Source organism: Frigoribacterium sp. CFBP 8766 (assembly GCF_014841435.1).
In the GTDB taxonomy this organism is placed as follows: Bacteria; Actinomycetota; Actinomycetes; order Actinomycetales; family Microbacteriaceae; genus Frigoribacterium.
The window spans coordinates 426,571-445,108 of record NZ_JACYTX010000001.1 but is presented as its reverse complement, the minus strand read 5'-3'; the positions used below and the strand labels follow the sequence as shown (position 1 = coordinate 445,108).

14 protein-coding genes and 1 pseudogene are annotated in these 18,538 nt (G+C 68.2%); 2 read left to right on the top strand and 13 right to left on the bottom strand.

Annotated features, from left to right (window positions below; genetic code table 11):
* Nucleotides 1–10: 10 nt before the first annotated feature.
* Together IFT90_RS02135 and IFT90_RS02130 are read right to left on the bottom strand one after the other, a co-directional pair.
* Nucleotides 11–535, bottom strand: a complete 525-nt coding sequence (locus IFT90_RS02135; RefSeq protein ID WP_192040766.1) for a hypothetical protein — start codon at nucleotides 533–535, stop codon at nucleotides 11–13.
* 189 nt (nucleotides 536–724) lie between these two features.
* The gene (locus IFT90_RS02130; protein ID WP_192040765.1) at nucleotides 725–1,462 is read right to left on the bottom strand and encodes a hypothetical protein; all 738 of its coding nucleotides are present in this window, start codon (nucleotides 1,460–1,462) and stop codon (nucleotides 725–727) included.
* Between the two features lie 365 nt (nucleotides 1,463–1,827).
* On the opposite strand from IFT90_RS02130, the gene IFT90_RS02125 reads away from it, so the two are divergent.
* Nucleotides 1,828–3,456: a DUF6119 family protein gene (locus IFT90_RS02125; RefSeq protein ID WP_192040764.1), complete on the top strand. Its 1,629-nt coding sequence runs from the start codon at nucleotides 1,828–1,830 to the stop codon at nucleotides 3,454–3,456.
* A 50-nt stretch (nucleotides 3,457–3,506) separates the two neighbouring features.
* Here IFT90_RS02125 and IFT90_RS02120 read toward each other — a convergent pair.
* The 4 genes and pseudogenes from IFT90_RS02120 to IFT90_RS02105 all read right to left on the bottom strand — a co-directional run bounded on the left by IFT90_RS02120 (nucleotide 3,507) and on the right by IFT90_RS02105 (nucleotide 8,588).
* Nucleotides 3,507–4,064, bottom strand: a pseudogene (locus IFT90_RS02120) (recombinase family protein).
* Nucleotides 4,065–4,425: 361 nt separating this feature from the next.
* Entirely contained in the window at nucleotides 4,426–6,852 is a 2,427-nt protein-coding gene (locus IFT90_RS02115) for an ATP-dependent helicase (protein WP_192040763.1), read from the bottom strand.
* Nucleotides 6,853–6,964: 112 nt separating this feature from the next.
* Entirely contained in the window at nucleotides 6,965–7,591 is a 627-nt protein-coding gene (locus tag IFT90_RS02110; protein ID WP_192040762.1) for a hypothetical protein, read from the bottom strand.
* Between the two features lie 10 nt (nucleotides 7,592–7,601).
* Entirely contained in the window at nucleotides 7,602–8,588 is a 987-nt protein-coding gene (locus IFT90_RS02105; protein ID WP_192040761.1) for a glycerophosphodiester phosphodiesterase family protein, read from the bottom strand.
* Between the two features lie 243 nt (nucleotides 8,589–8,831).
* Here IFT90_RS02105 and IFT90_RS02100 point away from each other — a divergent pair, with 243 nt between their 5' ends.
* Nucleotides 8,832–9,677 carry a Bax inhibitor-1/YccA family protein gene (locus IFT90_RS02100; protein WP_192040760.1) on the top strand — a complete coding sequence of 282 codons (846 nt, stop codon included), beginning with the start codon at nucleotides 8,832–8,834 and terminating at the stop codon, nucleotides 9,675–9,677.
* Between the two features lie 248 nt (nucleotides 9,678–9,925).
* Here the strand turns inward: IFT90_RS02100 and guaA are convergent, their stop codons facing one another.
* From guaA to IFT90_RS02065, 7 genes are all read right to left on the bottom strand, one after another.
* A complete protein-coding gene (guaA, locus tag IFT90_RS02095; RefSeq protein ID WP_192040759.1) occupies nucleotides 9,926–11,512 on the bottom strand; it encodes a glutamine-hydrolyzing GMP synthase in 1,587 nt (528 codons plus the stop codon).
* Nucleotides 11,509–11,952, bottom strand: a complete 444-nt coding sequence (locus tag IFT90_RS02090) for a DUF3817 domain-containing protein (protein WP_123547737.1) — start codon at nucleotides 11,950–11,952, stop codon at nucleotides 11,509–11,511. The genes guaA and IFT90_RS02090 overlap by 4 nt, the downstream gene beginning before the upstream one ends.
* Before the next feature lie 99 nt (nucleotides 11,953–12,051).
* Nucleotides 12,052–12,867 carry an SURF1 family cytochrome oxidase biogenesis protein gene (locus IFT90_RS02085; RefSeq protein ID WP_192040758.1) on the bottom strand — a complete coding sequence of 272 codons (816 nt, stop codon included), beginning with the start codon at nucleotides 12,865–12,867 and terminating at the stop codon, nucleotides 12,052–12,054.
* A 136-nt stretch (nucleotides 12,868–13,003) separates the two neighbouring features.
* A complete protein-coding gene (locus IFT90_RS02080; RefSeq protein WP_192040757.1) occupies nucleotides 13,004–14,512 on the bottom strand; it encodes a cation:proton antiporter in 1,509 nt (502 codons plus the stop codon).
* Between the two features lie 6 nt (nucleotides 14,513–14,518).
* Complete coding sequence (locus IFT90_RS02075) at nucleotides 14,519–15,031, bottom strand: cation:proton antiporter regulatory subunit (protein ID WP_370544911.1); 513 nt, start codon at nucleotides 15,029–15,031, stop codon at nucleotides 14,519–14,521.
* 231 nt (nucleotides 15,032–15,262) lie between these two features.
* Complete coding sequence (locus tag IFT90_RS02070; RefSeq protein ID WP_192040755.1) at nucleotides 15,263–17,122, bottom strand: glycerol-3-phosphate dehydrogenase/oxidase; 1,860 nt, start codon at nucleotides 17,120–17,122, stop codon at nucleotides 15,263–15,265.
* Between the two features lie 117 nt (nucleotides 17,123–17,239).
* Nucleotides 17,240–18,361 (bottom strand): GuaB3 family IMP dehydrogenase-related protein, encoded by a 1,122-nt coding sequence (locus tag IFT90_RS02065; RefSeq protein WP_123547732.1) that lies wholly within the window; start codon nucleotides 18,359–18,361, stop codon nucleotides 17,240–17,242.
* Nucleotides 18,362–18,538 lie beyond the last annotated feature (177 nt).

The following is an 18,538-nucleotide window of genomic DNA, read 5'->3' as shown; positions in this document are numbered from 1 at the left end:
GCAGGGATTCTTACCGCAGCCAGCGACCGAAGATGTACATGTTCGACCAAGCACCAGCGTCGCTCGGACTTCCGCTTTCCGTGACACTGACAATCTCGTAGCCGCTTTCGTTGAGTAGCTGCACGGCTTCCGCAACCGATCTGGCGGCGTCCACTCCTTCAACCCCTGAGAACGTCCATGAGGCGACAGAAGGGGAACTCCTTTGAAAACGCCCGTAGACGACGACGTTCTCGGGCGTTCGAGCCTTGTAATTGTCCTCCAACGACTGCCGCTCCCCTTCGATGTAGGCGATCGAATCAGCGGTGTGCCGCGCAGCACCTCGCTCGTCCGGCAGCCACGTCTCAGTGATTGCGAAGCGAAGGCCAGGACCAAAAGCAAGCTGCACAGAGACTTCGTCCCGTTCGTCCCGGTAGCCCGCAACTGGCCACACTGCGTACTTGCCCTCTTGCATGAACGCCGTAGCCGACTCTTCAATCGTTTGTGCCAGACGATCGGAGATGGCGATGACGAGACTGTCGTAGTGAAGGTGCTTCATTGGAGCACCATAAGCGAAAGCGTTGCCCGTCATCCTTGCTACGGCCAGGGTTTGGAGGGTCGCTGATCATGCGCAGAGGCGTCCGATAGCCGAACCCTTATCGGGGCACGCAGCAGCTCAAGGCCCGCACACCGATCGTCTATCGAATACCTGTGTTGCACCTTCATCGAACTCGACGCACGGTGAGCGCTAGAAAGGCTCGTTACCAACTTCTCCGGTGCGCCTTTGGCCAGCGCCCAGGAATTCGAGGAACCGACGCCCCTGCTCTGTCGTCCGGATCTGAGTGAGCGCGGAGCCCGATGTGGTCGCTTCTAAGGTCCGAACGGGGAGAGACAGGAGTCCCTCGCGGTCCAATTCGGCGACCATGTCAGTGAGGTGTCCCTTCAGCTCTCCGTCACCGCCAGCGATGTCATCGCGGATAAAGGTGTGGAGGGACGTAAACGTCACTCGCTCATACTTCTCCGGGTCGCCGCCATGAGAAGCGATCCATCCGGCTGGATTGTCGTAGGCCACGAGTAGACGGATGTGCCAGGGCCTCAGGCGCGCAACCCAGTCGATGAAACGGTCCTGCTGCTCCGGTGTAGCCGCATTGCCGGCGCCGATGCCTGCGGCAGCTTCTGCAAGGAGTCGTCGCTTCTCATCGCCAGCGGACTCGTGAGCGGCACGCAAAAGCCTGTTCACTGCCGCGCAAAAGTCTGGGTCCGCCGCATCGAACCGGATGTCGCCGTTCTGCTCTTCTAACCATCGCACTCGTGCTGCGAGTGAAGCCAGGTACTCGTCTTGGACTTCTTGTCGTCGGGTCTCGATAGCTGCCTGGATGCCGCCCAGAACAATACCGAGGCCGGGCACCTGGCTTGCAGCAGCCATGCCGACTCCGACAACGACACTCTGAACAATTGAACGGTCAGGAAGGGCCTCGTCGCTCATGAACCCATTCTTGACGCAATAAGAGACCGAATCCAAGGCAAGCAATCCTGCGCCCTCAACGCCTAGCACCAGATCCATTTTCGCGCAGACCCGAGTCGCAGCGCCCACCCTTCGAGGGCGGGAGCTGGCACTTGATCCCCCTATCAGCGGAGGCAGGCGTAAGCGGTGCAGCCCAGGTCAGGTAGTGGCTCGCTTGAGCGCACGCATGAGTTGAGGCCAGACACCCAGTTCCAAACCGTTTGCCCGATATGACCAGCCTGCCCGGCGCGCATAGCGTGAACACCTTGCTCCCTAGGCTAATTTGAGTCATTCACACTTCTGCTGGCCTTGCGCCAGAGCGACCTAGTCCGGAACGAGTACCACCAATGGCTGACATTGAAGTTATCGCCACGAAGCGAACGACGCTCTACCGAATGGTCGACGACACAACAGTCGAGTCCGCCTTCGTCGAAGAGAGACGTACGACTACTTACGACTACGAGTCCACCCCGATACAGCTCGAAGGCCAGCCTGCACTGTTGGTGCGCGGCGCCATCACCTCCTCGGCCAAATGGACCAACGACGTGGCTCTGCTGACCGGAGAGTCGGTCAGCCTGAAGACCAGCTCGCCGGGTGCCGCGCTTGCAGTTCAGGACAAGCATGGAACCGTCTGGGCGGTCACATGGGGGACCGGCTTCCATTTTCTCGATTCCGAACGAATCGATTTCCGCTTCGGCCCTGGCGTGGTCGCTCGATCTGCCTTGCCAATGGAGATCAAGTCCTTGACGAAGACCATCCTTGATCACCGCGCTCGAGTGGACCGTAGTTCGCTACCGAATGGCAGCACGGTGCGAGATCTAGGCGTGGACGGTTACGGCGAAGTCGTGAGCCGCATTGAAGCCAAGGCGCGGATTCCTGGACTCGGGGTCGGGGATGATGTCATCCAAGTCCGTGCAGCAGAGAGCCTGAACCTGCCCCTCTCTAAGAGAGCGGACCATTTGCTTGAAGACCTGGAGGTGCTTCATAAGCTGTCTGAACAGGAAGTGCTTCAAGGTCTAGAAAGCCTGGAGCAGCTTGTCGCACTCAAGCCGCGCGATCGCCAGGTCCCCCGCCTAGAGCAGATGCTCTTGAACGACATTTACTCAGGCGAGAACACGACCATGGGCCTCTCCTGGCCCCACGAGCGCCTTAACATCTGGGGGCCAGTCGTGGCCTGCAAAGTGACTGGATTGGGCGATCGAAAAGTACGCATCTCAAACGACGTCCCGGTTATCGATGAAGTCCTCGGGTGGCTCCGTGAGGTCCCGCGCGAGCAGCTCCTCGCCCGTCTCGACGCCATCCGTATTGAGCTGCACAGCAGTCCAGATCCTGAACCAAGCACGCTCGTTGCCACCACGGTGCCCCTACGTCGTTGGCTCGCCTTTGAGGTCCGGGAGGACGGGCAACGCTTTTGCCTTCACGATGGACGTTGGTACCGCATGGATGACCAGTATCTAGATCGCATCGATCGCCGCGTCGTGGAAATTCTTGCTCGACCCGCCCCCGTACAATTCCCCGCTTGGCCTTTGGAAGAGGACGAAAAGGACTACAATCTGCGCGCGGCCAAGGCTCTCGGAGGCTTGAGCATGGATCGCAAATTGATCACGACACCCCTGCACTCCCGAGGAGGCATTGAGCCGTGTGACATTTACCTCTCCCCAGGCAAGCTCATTCACGTCAAACGCGGTCGGAGCTCAGCCGATCTGAGCCATCTCCTGGCTCAAGGCCTTGTGTCCACGGACTCACTGGCCAGAGACGACACTGCAAGGACGGCCTGGACCAAGCGCGTGCTTTCTGAATCGGAGGGCACCATTACGGATGCAAGCGTGACGGATGTAGTTCTCGCAATTGGAACGCCAAAGCCGCTCACCATCGAAACCCTCTTTACTTTTACCAAGGTCAACCTTGTCAAACAGGCTGACGCACTCCATGCTCTCGATGTCGTAGTAACGGTGTGTGCTGTTCCCCAGAAATAGCGATCGCGGACTATGCCTTAGCAATATTTCCCGCGCGGCGCTCACGCTTATTAAGCACGTTGAATAGCGCGGTAAACCGTGGAGCGGGCGACGCCGAACAGATCCGCGATTTCAGTGGCCAGATGGGCGCCGCCGCGGTGCAGCTGTATGAGGTGCTTTTCCTGCGAGGCGGTGAGCTTGGGCTTGCGGCCGCGGAGCTTGCCGGTAGCTTTCGCGATCGCCATCCCCTCACGGTACGAGCCCGATGAGGCGGCCTCGTACTCGGCCACCATTCCGAGCGCGTTGAACAGGAGTCGGCCGACCGGGTCGGTGGGGTCGTAGACCGCTCCTCCGAGGTTCAGGGCCACGCTCTTGTTCGTCAGCTCGTCCGTGATGTTGGTCGCGTCACGCAGCGACCGAGCAAGCCGGTCGAGCTTCGTGACGACCGGGACATCGCCGGCACGGCACGCAGCCAGCGCCTCACGGAGCCCCGGCCGAGCTCGAGTCGTGCCCGACAAGCCGTGATCAAGATGCACGTGGTGATCATCAACACCGAGTGCTGCGAAACCGTCACGTTGTGCTGCGAGATCTTATCCCGAGGTCGAGACACGGGCACATCCGATGAGCATTCGACGCCTGTAGCGTTTAAACCCCATTACCGAGCATCTTTGCGCGACAGGCATACGCGAATCCGCAGGCCAGATGCCACTTGACCTCAACCGACCGAGATGGGCCCGAGCATTTATTCCGATGAACGACCAGCCAACGTCACGTCCGCTGACGATGTCCCCGCCAACCCGAGAGGAATTACTGCAAGTTCAAGCCTTGACCTTCACGCCGGGACTTGAAAATCGCACGCGTGAAGCGGCTCAAGGTCTCGGACAAAGTCCAAGTCGCGATCAGAGGGAGAGACGACCAAAGACACGCCCGTAGACGTCCAAATTATGCCTGTCGGCGGACCTGGAGGAAATGGACCCCGCTCAACCACCCCTAACTCACCTTCTCGATCGGCGCGACCTTGATCAGCAGCTTCTTGCGGCCGGCGGTGTCGAAGAGCACCTCGGCGATGCGGCGGGCGCCCTCGCCGGTGACGGCCATGACACGGCCCTCGCCGAAGTCGACGTGCGAGATGCGGTCGCCCGCCTCGAGCACCAGGTCGCCGTTGTCGCGCACCGTGCCGGTGACGCGGTTGGCCCACTCGGTCTTCGGCTTCGTCTTCGCCGCCGCCGTGGCGCGGTCGTAGCTGCCGCTGCCGTAGCCGCCCGACGCGCGCGGCGTCGCCCCGCGGTTGGTGTCAGGGCCGCCCTCGCGACGCGCGTTGAGCGCCCGCGGCTGGGTGCCTCCTCGGCTGTTCGCCATGCCCGGCGACTGCTTCCAGTCGATCAGGTCGACCGGGATCTCCTGCAGGTAGCGCGACGGCATCGCCACGTTCACCTCGCCGAACTGGGCGCGGGTCATCGCCAGCGACAGGAACAGCTGCTTGCGAGCCCGGGTGATGCCGACGTAGAACAGCCGGCGCTCCTCAGCGGGGCCGCCGGGCTCGCTCGCCGACATGCGGTGCGGGAGCAGGTCTTCTTCGACACCGGTGAGGAACACCGCCTCGTACTCGAGGCCCTTCGCCGTGTGCAGCGTCATCAGCGAGACCGTGCCGCTCGAGTCGTCGAGGTCGTCGGCCGCGGCGACCAGCGTCACCTCGGTGAGGAAGTCGAGCAGGGTGCCGTCGGGGTTGTTCCGCTGGAACTCTTTCGTGACCGCGACGAGCTCGTCGATGTTCTCGGCCCGCGCCTCGTCTTGCGGGTCTCTCGACGCCCGCAGCGCCTCCACCAGGCCGCTGCCCTCGATCAGCCGGGTGAGGATCTCGTGCACCGGCGCCGTGTCGGCCGTCGCCTGCACCTCGTCGAGCAGGGTCGCGAGACCGGTGATCGCGCCGGTGACCTTGGGGCCGAGGCCGAGCTCGCGGGCGTTGCGCATCGCGTCGCGCAGGGGCGCCTCGCGCTCGTCGGCCCAGCGCTGCATCGCCGTCTCGGTCGCCGGGCCGATGCCGCGCTTCGGCACGTTCATGATGCGGCGGAGCGCCATCGGGTCGGAGGGGTTCGCGACCGTGATCAGGTACGCCATCGCATCTTTGATCTCGGCACGCTCGTAGAACTTCGTGCCGCCGAGCACCCGGTACGGGATCGCCGAGCGGATGAAGATCTCTTCGAGCGCACGGGTCTGCGAGTTGGTGCGGTAGAAGACGGCGACGTCTTTGTAGGCCGTGCCCTGCTCGTGCAGCTTCGCGATCTCGTCGGCGACGAACTGTGCCTCGTCGTGCCCGGTGTAGCCCGTGAACCCGACGATCTTGGCGCCCTCGCCGACGGTCGTGAACAGGTTCTTGGCCTGCCGGTCGAAGTTGTTGGCGATGACGGCGTTGGCCGCGTCGAGGATGTTCTGGGTCGAGCGGTAGTTCTGCTCGAGCAGCACCACTTTCGAGTTGGGGAAGTCGCGCTCGAACTCGACGATGTTGCGGATGTCGGCACCGCGGAACGCGTAGATCGACTGGTCGCTGTCGCCGACCACCGTGAGCGACGCCCCGGGGATGCGGCCGCTGCCGTCGCGCATCGACTGCACGAACTGCCCGCCGCGCTCGAGGGCGTCGACGTGGTCGGGGTCGACGGGACGCGTCAGCTCGCGGATCAGCGCGTACTGCGCGTGGTTGGTGTCCTGGTACTCGTCGACCAGCAGGTGGCGGAACCGCCGCTGGTACGTCGCCGCCACGTGCGGGAACGCCCGGAACAGGAACACCGTCTGCGCGATCAGGTCGTCGAAGTCGAACGCGTTCGCCTGCTGCAGCGACCGCGTGTACTGCCGGAAGATCTCGAGGAACATCACGTCTTGCGGGTCGCCGGCGTTGATCTGCCGCGCGTACGTCTCGACGTCGCTGAGCTCGTTCTTGAGCTTCGAGATCTTGCCGGCCGCCTGGCTGACGGTGAAGCCGAGCGAGTCGGCGTCGAGCTGCTTGAGGATGCGCTTGAGCAGCGCCTTCGAGTCGGCCGAGTCGTAGATCGTGAAGCTCTTCGTGAAGCCGAACTGCTCGGCCTCACGGCGCAGGATGCGCACGCACGCCGAGTGGAACGTCGAGATCCACATGCCCTCGGCCGCCTGGCCGACGAGCTGCTGCACGCGCTCGCGCATCTCGGCCGCGGCCTTGTTCGTGAAGGTGATGGCGAGGATCTGGCTCGGCCAGGCCTCACGCGTCGCGATCAGCCCGGCGATGCGGCGGGTCAGCACGCTCGTCTTGCCCGAGCCGGCACCGGCGACGATCAGCAGCGACTGCCCGCGGTACTCGACCGCCTCTCTCTGCTGCGGGTTCAGCCCCGCGGTCAGGGGATCACCGGCAGAACCGGAAGCGTCAGAGGGCTCGAGCACGATCGTCATGGCGCGGCCAGTCTAAGCCGGGCCCCCGACATCCGAGGCGGGACGGAGGAGGCGCACCAGCCGAGCGAGCACCAGGTCGAGCACCGGCTCGAGCACCAGCTCGACGACCAGGTCAGAGAGGCACGCCCGCTGCCCAGCACACGAGGGCGTAGAGCCCCGTCTGTGCCCCGGCGGCGACGAAGACGACGTACCACGTCCCCCGCGGCGCACTGGTGCGCACGCGGTCGAAGAGCCGGCTCGGCCACGGCGCCCGGAACGGTCGCGGCGGGACGAGCCAGCGCTCTGGCCGGGGCGGCAACGACCCCGCCGCATCGGTGTGCAGCCACCGCTCGTCGCCCGTGTGCACGGGAGTGAAGAAGAAGCCCACGAAGCGCACGCCGGTGAGCAGCCAGTCGACCTCGAGGTCGGAGTCGGGGAGGTGCGGCGAGCGTCCGGCGCGCTGGGCCACCGCCTCCTCGTGTCGTCGCGTGCGCACGCGCGCGACCCAGACGGCCGGGACGACGCTCGTGCTCAGGACGGAGCTCACGACGAGGCCGCACATCATCGCGGCGAAGGGTCCTGCGACGAACAGGCCCGCACCGGTGCCCTGCGCAGCCGAGACGGGCCCCGCCACCACCAGCACGGCCCAGAAGACGGCGACCGGCACCTGCACGAGGGTGAGCACGAAGGCAGCGAGGCACGCGACGACCGCCCGCGCGAGCAGCACCTCCGAGCGCTGCCACCACCGGTCTGCGCTCACGACCTCGCCCTCACAGCGCCTCGCGCACCGCGACCGCGCGCTCGGGGTGGTCGGCGAAGACCCCGTCGAGGCCCAGCGCCATCAGGTCGGCGAACTCCGACTCCCAGTCGCCCTCCGCCTCCTTGCCGCCGGCCTGGCGGTTGCCCTTCGCGAGGAACGCGTTCTCGATCCGCAGGGTCCAGGCGAACACGTCGAGACCGACCGCGTGCGCCCGGTCGACCAGCTCGGGCCGGGTCTCGCCGGAGGGGCGCAGCAGCATCGCCTTGTCGAACGAGACCCCGTGCAGGCCCGCCTCGACCAGGGCCGTCAGCGACGCCTCGTCGAGCTGGTCGGCGTAGGTCGGCGCCGCCGAGCCGAGCCGGGCCACCTGGTCGGCCGCCGAGCCCGCCTTCTCGACGAGCCAGACGAGGCTGCCGCCGACTCCCCTCTCTTGCAGCTGGCACAGCACGGTCTGCTCGAAGCTCTCGACGGTGAGGCGCGAGTCGTCCGCCCAGCCGTGCTCGGCCAGCTCGGCGGCGACGAGCTCGTCGAGGGGCAGCCCGAGCGCCTCGAAGTGCTGGGCGTGCTTCACCTCGGCGACGAGGCCCACCTCGCGCGGGGCGTCGTCGAGCAGCCGCAGCAGGTCGCTCAGCCGCTGGATGCCGCCCTCCCCGTCGTGGGCCGCGCTGAGCGGACGCAGGTGCGGCAGGCGCTCGCGCACGGCCAGGGTGGCGAGCTCGGCCCAGGTGAAGTCCTCGGTGAACCAGCCTGCCACCTCCTTGTCCTCGATCTGCTTGGTGGTGCGCCGGTCGGCGAACTCCGGGTGGTCGGAGACGTCGGTCGTGCCCGAGATCTCGTTCTCGTGCCGCAGCACGAGCACGCCGTCGCGGGTGGGCACGATGTCGGGCTCGATCGCGTCGGCTCCCAGGTCGATCGCCAGGCGGTAGGCCGCCTCCCCGTGCTCGGGCCGGTGCCCGCTGGCTCCGCGGTGGGCGATGACGAGGGGGCGAGGCGACATGGCAGCCACGGTACCGGCGGCGGGCGACGGACGAGGAGGTGCGGCGTCGACAGGCAGCTGCACCCCGGCCCCGAGACGGTGCAACCCTGCAGCCGGTGCACGTTCGCCTGCCGCGAATACGGGCCTCATCAGGCAAATCCTCAGCCCTCCCCTGGCCGACACCCGTTAGCCTCTTCTGTACGGCGACGCAGCACACAGCACCTCGCGTCGCGACCACGTCTCACGACCAGAAGAGGAACTCCCTTGGCATTCTCGAATCCCGGCTTCAGTCAGTCGCCGGCCTTCTCGGAGAAGGGCGCCGCCGTCATCCGACAGGAGCGCGCCGCTGCGGGACAGCGCCCCGTCGAGTACAACGGCATGACCGCCGAGCAGCTGCAGGATCTCTACACGCAGCCCGCCGCCGGCCCCGTCGAGACCGACCGCATGACCTACGAGGACACGATCACGAAGACGGTCATCGCCTTCGCCGTCGTCGCCCTCGGTGCGGCCGTGGGCTGGTTCATCCCGGCCCTCGCCATCGTCGGTGCGATCGCGGGCTTCGTGCTCGCCCTCGTCAACATCTTCAAGAAGCGCCCCTCCGCCGGTCTGGTGCTCGCGTACTCGGCAGCCCAGGGCCTCTTCGTCGGCGGCATCTCGTCGATCTTCGAGGCTCGGTTCGACGGGATCGTCACGCAGGCGCTGCTCGCCACCGCCTCGGTGTTCGTCGTCACCCTGCTGCTGTTCCGCAGCGGCAAGATCCGCGCGTCGGCCAAGGCCACGAAGATCTTCATGATCGGCATGATCGGCTACGCCGTCTTCTCGCTGCTCAACCTCGGCCTCATGGCCTTCGGCGCCAACTCGAACCCCTGGGGCCTGCGCGGCACCGACATCCCCGGCACCAGCATCCCGATCGGGTTCGTCCTGGGCATCCTCGTGATCCTCATGGCCGCCTACTCGCTGGTGCTCGACTTCACGAACATCAAGACGGGCGTCGAGCGCGGCGCCCCGCGCATCTACGGCTGGTCGGCCGCCTTCGGCCTGGTCATGACCGTCGTGTGGCTCTACGTCGAGATCCTGCGTCTCCTCGCCATCCTGCGAGGCAACGACTAGCAAGCCGGCGACACCAGGAGGCGGGGCTCGTTCCGAGAGGGACGGGCCCCGCTTCTCTGTGTGCACGGCGCCGTGCGCGGNTTTTCACCTGCGACGCGGGGTCGGTGCCACCCGTGGGCTCCACCCGCCTCAGCACGCTTCGCCGAGGCGTCTGCGGAACGCGATGCTCAGCACCTACTGGTGGGCACCGGGGTCGCAGGCTCCCCCGGAATGACGGGGCTCGACGCTTCGCGTCGAGACCAGCCCCGTCATTCCCACTCGATGGTGCCCGGCGGCTTCGACGTGACGTCGAGCACGACGCGGTTGACGCCGTCGACCTCGTTCGTGATGCGGTTCGAGATCTTGGCGAGCACGTCGTAGGGCAGGCGCGTCCAGTCCGCCGTCATGGCGTCCTCCGACGAGACCGGGCGCAGCACGATCGGGTGGCCGTAGGTGCGACCGTCGCCCTGCACGCCCACCGAGCGGACGTCGGCGAGCAGCACGACGGGGCACTGCCAGATGTCGCCGTCGAGGCCGGCGGCGGTCAGCTCGGCGCGCGCGATGGCGTCGGCGTGACGCAGCAGCTCGAGGCGCTCGTGCGTCACCTCGCCGATGATGCGGATGCCGAGGCCGGGCCCGGGGAACGGCTGGCGGCCGACGATGACCTCGGGCAGGCCGAGCTCGCGGCCGATGGCGCGGACCTCGTCCTTGAAGAGGGTGCGGAGCGGCTCGACGAGCTCGAACTGCAGGTCCTCCGGCAGGCCTCCCACGTTGTGGTGGCTCTTGATGTTCGCGGTGCCCGTGCCGCCGCCGCTCTCGACGACGTCGGGGTAGAGCGTGCCCTGCACGAGGAACTTGACGTCGGACTCGCCCTCGGCCGCGGCCTCGAGCACGAGCGCCTCGGCGGCGCCCTCGAAGCTGCGGATGAACTCGCGCCCGATGATCTTGCGCTTCTGCTCGGGGTCGGTGACGCCGGCGAGCGCGTCGAGGAACTGCTGCTCGGCGTCGACCGTGACGAGGCGGACGCCCGTCGAGGCGACGTAGTCCTCCTCGACCTGGCGACGCTCGTCGGCGCGCAGCAGGCCGTGGTCGACGAAGACGCAGACGAGCTGGTCGCCGACCGCCTCGTGGACGATGGCGGCCGCGACGGCCGAGTCGACGCCTCCGGAGAGACCGCAGATCACGCGCGACGAGCCGACCTGCTCGCGGATGCGGGCGACCTGCTCGGCGATGACGTTGCCGCTGTTCCAGTCGGCGGGGATGCCGGCGGCGCGGTGCAGGAAGTTCTCGAGCACAGCCTGGCCGAACGACGAGTGCTTCACCTCGGGGTGCCACTGCACGCCGTAGAGCTTGCGGGCGTCGCTCGAGAACGCGGCGACGGGGGTCGCGGCGCTCGACGCGAGCACGTCGAAGCCCTCGGGCGCCTTCGAGACCGAGTCGCCGTGGCTCATCCACGTCGTCTGCGAGGTCGGCTGGCCCGAGAGCAGGGTGCTGTCGCCCGCGGCGAGGGTGACGTCGGTCGCGCCGTACTCGCGCTGGCCGGTGCGCGAGACCTCGCCGCCGAGGGCCTTGGCCATCGCCTGGAAGCCGTAGCAGATGCCCAGCACGGGCACATCGAGCTCGAGGATGGCGGGGTCGAGGCCCGGCGCGCCCTCTTCATAGACGCTCGACGGCCCGCCGCTGAGCACGATGCCGACGGGGTTCTTCGCTGCGATCTCAGCGGCGGTGATCGTGTGCGGCACGATCTCGGAGTAGACGTTGGCCTCCCGCACGCGACGCGCGATCAGCTGCGCGTACTGCGCCCCGAAATCGACGACGAGGACGGGGCTCTGGGCCGTCTCGGTGGCTTCTGTCACGCGGGGGCTCCCTGGGTGCTGGGGGTGGGCTCGGCGACCAGCGCTGCGTGCTCACGCATCGCCAGCTTGGTCATGTGGCTCTCGACGAAGAACGAGAGGAACGGCACGACGCCGCCGAGCGCGATGATGATGAACCGCGAGAACGGCCAGCGCATCAGGCTCCAGAGGCGGAAGTCGGCGAAGAGGTAGACGACGTAGAGCCAGCCGTGCGCGATCAGGATCGCGGTCGACAGGTTGAAGCCGGTGGTGATCGAGTCGACGGGCACGAGGAACCCGCCCTCGCCGCCGAGCTGCATCTCGAGCTGCAGGGGCGTGTACTTGAAGGCCATCTCGAAGACGAGCAGCAGCAGCATCACGCCGGTGACGTAGGCGGAGATCTTGTAGAACTTGACGGCACCCGGGATCTTCGGGATGTCGCGTTGCCGGGGCTTCAGGGGCATGGCCTCGATCCTACCCGCGGAGCCGGAGCCGCCACGGCGGGGTCGGTCGTCGTCGAGCCAGCGCAGGAGGCGCGGGTCGGCGCGCGCAGGAGGAGCAGGTCAGGAGGCGGTCCCGGCCTCGAGCCGCGCCTCCTCGGCCTCGTCGACCTCGCGCTCGAACCGGTCACGGACCAGCCGGAACCACAGGAAGATGGCGAAGCCGGCGAACACGACCCACTCGATCGCGTAGAAGACGTTCAGCCAGTTGAGCGAGCGGTCGCTCTCGGGGGCGACCGAGTCGATGGCGGCGAGGCCGTCGACCGGGTCGGCCGAGACGACGTAGCCGGAGTAGACGTCGCCATCGAGGTCGGTCCACTCGTTGACGAGCATGGGCACCGACACGACGTTCTCGCGGCCGCCCTTGAAGTCGCCGTCGGAAGGCTGGTCGCTCGGCATGTACCGGCCGGTCACGGTGACCGTCCCCGTGGGCACGGCGCGCTCGGCGGCCTCGGCACCTCCCTCGTCGCTGCTCCAGCCGAGGGCGACGACGACCGACGACCCGTCGACGTCGTCGACGAGACGGCCGATCAGCCACGAGCCGGGGTTGCCGCCGTTGTAGCGGTCGACGACGACGCGGTAGTCGTCGGGCGCGAACTGCCCGGTGAGCGTGACCATCTGCCCGCCGACGCGGTCGTAGAACGGCGACTGCGGGTCGACGACGTCGCTGAGGATCTTGACCGTCTCGGTCCCGGGGTTGACCTCCTGCCCGCTCTCGACGCTGCGCTCGATCTGCCAGTGGCCGAGCCAGGCGAAGATGCCCGAGATGACGAGGCAGAGGGCGAGCATCGCGATCCAGCGGGGGCGCCGGGCGACCTCCCACATGGAGGCGGGCACGTCGACGTCGCGCGAGACGGGAGGGTTCTCGGTGCGGGTCACGAGCCCGATGGTACCTGCGCCCCCGCGGGAGCCTGCTGGGTGCCGACCGTGCGCGCGACCTGCATCGGGGACCTCAGCACTCGGGTCAGCCCCCGGCGTCAGCGCTCAGGGTCAGCGCTCGAGTCGGCACTCGGGATCAGTACTCGGGGTCGCGCTGACGCGTGGCCCGCTGGTCGGACTGCTGACCGGCCTGGTCGGCGAGGATCGCGGCCCGGGCCCTGTCCTGCTCGTCGAGGTCGTCGTCGTCTGCGGCGTCGGCGTCGGCCTCCGCTGCCGCCTCGGCGGCGGCGCGCTCGCGCGTGCCGAGCAGCGCCTCCTCGTCGTCGGCGTCCGCGTCGGCGCTGCTGCCGCTGCCGTCGCTCCTGCGGGGCGTGCCCGGCTCGCCGCCGGCGAGCGCCGCCTCCATCAGGGCGATCTCCTCCGACTGGCGCGTGTCGCGCTCGAGGCGCCGGGCCTCTCTCGCCTCGCGCTCCGCCCGTCGACGGGTGCGCAGCACGACCCCGCCGATGCGCTCGGAGTTCGAGGCGAGCACCGGGCCGAGCACGGCCATGATGAGGACGTAGAGCCCCGCGAAGGGCTGCAGCCGCTCGTCGAGCCCGGCCCCCGCCGAGAGCGTCGCGAGGATCAGCGCGAACTCGCCCCTGTTCTGCAGGATGACCGCGGTGTTGATGCCCGCCTGCGGCCCGAGCTTGTTGAGCCAGGCGACGAACTGGCCCGCGATCACGTTCAGCGTGATCGTGATGCCGACGGCGATCGCGACGGGCCCGAGCACGCTCGGGAACAGCGACGGGTTGAGGCCGAGGCCGAAGTTGAGGAAGAAGAAGGCGCCGAAGACGTCGCGCATCGGCAGGGCGAACTGCTCGACCCTGTTGCGGTACCGCGTCGCGCCGATGATCAGGCCGATGAGGAACGCGCCGATCGCGTCGGTCACGCCGAGGATCTCGCCGAGGCCCGCGAACAGCACGGCGAGGCCGAAGAACAGCACCGTGAAGAGCTCGTCGTCGCGCGTCCGCATCAACTTCGACACGACGGCGCCGCCCCATCTCGCGACGGCGAACATCGCGACCAGGAACGCGAAGGCGACCACCAGCTTCAGCACGACCGGCAGCGGGTCGGTCTCGCCGCTGAGCACCACCGACACGATCGCCAGGTAGATGGCGATGAAGATGTCCTCGACGACGGTGACGCCCAGGATCATCGGCGTCTCGCGGTTCGCCAGGCGGTTCAGCTCGATGAGCAGCTTCGTGACGATGGCGCTCGACGACGTCGCCGTCATGCCGGCGATGATCAACGCCTCCCGCGTGCCCCAGCCGAGCATGAAGCCGAAGACCAGGCCGACGCCCATGTTGACCGCGATGTAGCTGCCGCCCGAGACGATCAGGCGGCCGGCGTTGGAGAAGAACTCGTCCTGGTCGAACTCGAGGCCGAGGTTGAACAGCAGCAGGATGAGCCCGAAGATCGCGATCAGCTCGATGTTGTGCGAGTCGAAGCTGATCGGGAACCAGCCGGTGTTCGTGCTCGCCAGCAGGCCGACGATCATGTAGATCGGGATGGACGGCAGGCCGATCAGCTTGCCGGCCCTGCCCAGCCCGTAGGCGATCAGCAGCAGGACGCCGAGGACGACCAGCTCTTCACCCAGGTGCACCGGCGATCAGCTCCCGGGCGGGGCGTCGGCCGGGCTGCGGTGGCGCAGCTCGCCCGTGCGGTACCAGGCGAAGGCCTTCGCGACCTTCTCGGGACTGCCCGCCACGACGAGGGTGTCGCCCGGGAACACCTTGAAGTCGCCCGACGGTGCCGGGTTCGCCGCGTCGCCCCGCACGACGGCGACGACCGTGAGGCCGACGACGCCCTTGGCGCCGAGGTCGCCGAGCGGCTGGCCGGCGATGTGGTCGTCGTAGTCGACCGTGAACCAGTCGATGCTGAGGCCGGGGATCTGGTCGAGCGCCGACAGGGACTCGGTGATGCGCGTGCCGCCGAGCAGCTCGGCGAGCGTGTGCGCCTCGTCCTCGCTGAGGCGGAGGGACACCTTCTTGACGTCGGCGCCGTCGGCGTCGTCGCTGAACGTGATCAGGTCGCTGTGGCCCGATCGGTGCGTGATGACGCCGCACTTGCCGCCGTCGTCGGTGACGAAGGTGTGCAGCACGCCCACACCGGGGAGCTTCACTCGACGCACATCAGCCATGGTCCGACTCCAGGTCACTCAGGGGCAGTCGTCTCAGCTTAGCGACGGGCACGGACGCGGACACCGGGCTGCTCATGCGGTGGACAACCCGCGCCTCTCCCCCGGTGTTCCCGGAGCGACGCGGTGTTCTCGGCGGGCGGACGCAGGAGGCGCGGTGCCCGACCAGCGTGCACCGCGCCTCCTGCAGCCTGGTCGCGTCGCGACCTCGTGGTGCTAGCTGGCGCGACCGCCTGGGGCGTCCGCCGACGTGTCGTCGCCGGGTGTGCCCGCGGGCTCCACGACGTCCTCGCCGGGCTTGGGCGCGCCGCCCTGGTCGGCGCCGGGCACCACCATGTCGTCCTCGTCGAAGCCGAAGGTGATGTCGGGCGCCTCGAGGCGGACCCGGTCGGCGGACTCGTCGTCGGGCTCGAGCTGGCTCGCGCGCTCTGCCGCGACGCGCTTGAGGTAGTTGCCGACCTCCTCCTCGGTCTCGGCGTCGGACCAGCCGAGCACCTCGGCCATCAGCTTCGCGGCGACGGGAGCGGCGGACTCGCCCCTGTCCCACGCCTCGATCGAGATGCGGGTGCGCCTCGCCAGCACGTCCTCGAGGTGGAGGGCGCTCTCGTGGCTGGCCGCGTAGACGACCTCGGCCCCGATGTAGTCGTCGGCGCCCGGCAACGGCTCGGCGAGCTCCGGACGCTCGCGCACCAGCGCGAGGACCTCGTCGGTCAGCGTGCCGTAGCGGTTCAGCAGGTGCTCGACGCGCACCCGGTGCACGCCCAGCTGCTTCGCGATCTTGCCGCGCTTGTTCCAGGCGGCGTGGTAGCCCTCGGCGCCGAGCAGCGGGATCTCCATCGTGGTGCTCTCGGGGATGCGGCCGTCGAGCGCGGCGACTGCCTCGTCGATCGCGTCCTCGGCCATCACGCGGTAGGTCGTCCACTTGCCGCCAGCGACGACCACGAGGCCGGGCACGGTGTGCGCGACGATGTGCTCACGCGACAGCTTCGACGTCTGGTCGGACTCGCCGGCCAGCAGGGGCCGGAGACCCGCGTAGACGCCCTCGACGTCGTCGCGGCTGAGGGGCACGGCCATCACCTTGTTGACGTGCTCGAGGATGTAGTCGATGTCGGCCGCCGTCGCCGCCGGGTGCGCCTTGTCGAGGTCCCAGTCGGTGTCGGTCGTGCCGACCAGCCAGTGGCGGCCCCACGGGATGACGAACAGGACGCTCTTCTCGGTGCGGAAGATCATGCCCATGTCGGAGTGGATGCGGTCGCGGGGCACGACGAGGTGCACGCCCTTCGACGCGCGGACCTTGAACTGGCCCCGCTCGCCGACCATGGCCTGGGTGTCGTCCGTCCAGACGCCGGTCGCGTTGACGACCTGCTTCGCGCGGATCTCGAAGTGTTCGCCCGTCTGGTAGTCGTGCGCCTTCACGCCGACGACGCGCTCGCCGACCTTGACGAAGCCCTCGACCCGCACGCGGCTGGCGGCGTGCGCGCCGTAGCTCGACGCCGTGCGCACGAGCGACGAGACGTAGCGGGCGTCGTCGACCTGGGCGTCGTAGTAGGTGAGGCCGCCGACGACCGCGTCCTTCGAGAGGCTCGGGATCGCCCGGAGCACCTGCGTCTTGCTGAGGTGGCGGTGATGAGGCACCCCGGGCGGACGCCCGCCCGTCCAGCTGAAGATGTCGTAGAGGGCCATGCCGGCGCCGATGTAGAAGCGCTCGTAGACGGGCTTGCTCAGGGGGTAGAGGAACCGCACGGGCTTGACGAGGTGCGGCGCGAGGCGCTGCAGCAGCAGCCCGCGCTCGATCAGGGCCTCGCGCACGAGGCGGAAGTTGAGCTGCTCGAGGTAGCGGATGCCCCCGTGCACCAGCTTCGAGGAACGGCTCGAGGTGCCGGAGCCCCAGTCGCGAGCCTCGACGATGCCGACGTTCAGGCCCCGCGTGACCGCGTCGAGGGCGGAGCCTGCCCCGACGATGCCGCCCCCGATCACGAGGATGTCGAGCTCTTCGGTCTTCAGCGCCTCGACGGCGCGCTCGCGCTCGTCTGGCCCGAGCTTCGCGGAGAGGGATTCGGTCGCGGTCGTGGCCATGCGGTGCCTCCATCGTCGGATCGGTCGCGGGCCCGAGGACCCGTGCATGCGACCATCCAACGCCCGATCAGCTGGCAGCGCCAGGTGAGATCGGGGTGCCTGGGGAGGCGATGCCGCCTAGTGCGGCTGGTAAGGAGCGACGACGACCTCGCTGCGCTGGAACTCCTTGAGGTCGCTGTAGCCGGTCGTCGCCATCGAGCGGCGGAGCGCGCCGATGATGTTCGCCTGGCCGTCGACCGAGTCGGCCGGTCCGTAGAGGATCTTCTCGAGCGTGCCGACCTGGCCGACGTGGACGCGACGGCCTCGCGGCAGCTCGGGGTGGTGCGCCTCGGCGCCCCAGTGGAACCCGCCGCCGGGCACGTCGGTGGCGCGGGCCAGCGCGGCACCCAGCATGACCGCGTCGGCGCCGCAGGCGACGGCCTTCACGATGTCGCCCGAGGTGCCGAGCCCGCCGTCGGCGATGACGTGGACGTAGCGCCCGCCCGACTCGTCGAGGTAGTCGCGGCGCGCACCGGCGACGTCGGCGACCGCGGTCGCCATCGGCGCGTGGATGCCCAAGGAGGCGCGGGTCGTGCTGGCGGCACCGCCGCCGAACCCGACGAGCACGCCCGCCGCGCCCGTGCGCATGAGGTGCAGCGCCGACGTGTACGTGGAGGCGCCTCCGACGATGACCGGCACGTCGAGCTCGTAGATGAACTTCTTGAGGTTGAGCGGCTCGGTCGTCTTCGACACGTGCTCGGCCGACACCGTGGTGCCGCGGATGACGAAGAGGTCGACGCCGGCGTCGACGACCGTCTGGTACAGGTCCTGCGTGCGCTGCGGGCTGAGCGAGCCGGCGACCGGCACGCCGGCGGCGCGGATCTCGGCGATGCGCGCCGTCACCAGCTCGGGCTTGATCGGCTCGGCGTAGATCTGCTGCATGCGGGCGACCGTCTCGTCCTCGGGCAGCCCGCGGATCTCGGCGAGCACCGCCTCCGGGTCGTCGTAGCGCGTCCAGACGCCCTCGAGGTCGAGGACGCCGAGGCCGCCGAGCTCGCCGATGCGGATGGCCGTCGCCGGGCTCACGACCGAGTCCATCGGCGCCGCGATGATCGGCGACTCGAAGTGGAACGCGTCGATCGACCAGCTGACGGACACGTCTCGGGGGTCGCGGGTGCGCCGGCTCGGGACGATCGCGATGTCGTCGAACGCATAGGCGCGGCGCGCGCGCTTGGAAACGCCGATCTCTACCTCAGTCACGCCGCAACCCTACCGGAGGCGCGGGCCGAGCCCCCGGGACCGCCCGCGCCCTGCCCCGCCCCGGTCGCCCGCGCGCTGCCCCGAGCCCGGGCCAGGGCCTGCCACGTTCGAGTCAGCGGCGTCGAGGGACGAGGTAGGCGCGGCCCCACGCCTCATTCGTCCCAGGACGCCGCCGAC

Bases quoted from the DNA above. Each gene is read 5' to 3' on its own strand.
- IFT90_RS02135 (WP_192040766.1), bottom strand. From the start codon at position 535: ATGAAGCACCTTCACTACGACAGTCTCGTCATCGCCATCTCCGATCGT.
- IFT90_RS02130 (WP_192040765.1), bottom strand. From the start codon at position 1,462: ATGAGCGACGAGGCCCTTCCTGACCGTTCAATTGTTCAGAGTGTCGTT.
- IFT90_RS02125 (WP_192040764.1), top strand. From the start codon at position 1,828: ATGGCTGACATTGAAGTTATCGCCACGAAGCGAACGACGCTCTACCGA.
- IFT90_RS02115 (WP_192040763.1), bottom strand. From the start codon at position 6,852: ATGACGATCGTGCTCGAGCCCTCTGACGCTTCCGGTTCTGCCGGTGAT.
- IFT90_RS02105 (WP_192040761.1), bottom strand. From the start codon at position 8,588: ATGTCGCCTCGCCCCCTCGTCATCGCCCACCGCGGAGCCAGCGGGCAC.
- IFT90_RS02090 (WP_123547737.1), bottom strand. From the start codon at position 11,952: ATGCCCCTGAAGCCCCGGCAACGCGACATCCCGAAGATCCCGGGTGCC.
- IFT90_RS02070 (WP_192040755.1), bottom strand. From the start codon at position 17,122: ATGGCCACGACCGCGACCGAATCCCTCTCCGCGAAGCTCGGGCCAGAC.